1 protein-coding gene is annotated in these 408 nt (G+C 54.2%); it reads left to right on the top strand.

Going from position 1 to position 408, the window contains the following annotated elements; genetic code table 11:
- Positions 1 to 408, top strand: a 408-nt coding sequence (locus tag LZP73_RS19340; protein ID WP_442800767.1) for a Y-family DNA polymerase, incomplete at both ends; no start/stop codon positions are given.

The raw sequence follows: 408 nt of genomic DNA, 5'->3' as shown, positions 1-408 counted from the left end.
TCGCGCATTGAACCGTTATCACTGGATGAAGCCTATCTCGATGTCACCGATAGCGTCCATTGCCACGGTTCTGCGACCCTCATCGCCCAGGAAATCCGCCAGACGATCTTCAACGAGCTGCAACTGACGGCGTCTGCGGGCGTTGCGCCGGTCAAGTTTCTCGCCAAAATTGCTTCCGACATGAATAAACCCAACGGTCAGTTTGTGATTACGCCGGCAGAAGTTCCGGCATTTCTGCAAACCTTACCGCTGGCAAAAATTCCCGGCGTCGGCAAAGTCTCGGCGGCAAAACTGGAAGCGATGGGGCTGCGGACCTGCGGTGATGTGCAAAAGTGTGATCTGGTGATTCTGCTTAAACGCTTTGGCAAATTTGGCCGCATTTTGTGGGAGCGTAGTCAGGGGATTGAC

Origin of the sequence: Shewanella sp. AS16 (genome assembly GCF_021412365.1) — a bacterium.
In the GTDB taxonomy this organism is placed as follows: domain Bacteria; phylum Pseudomonadota; class Gammaproteobacteria; order Enterobacterales; family Shewanellaceae; genus Shewanella; species Shewanella salipaludis.
The sequence above is the reverse complement of the archived record's forward strand: the minus strand, read 5'-3'. Positions and strand labels throughout refer to the sequence as shown.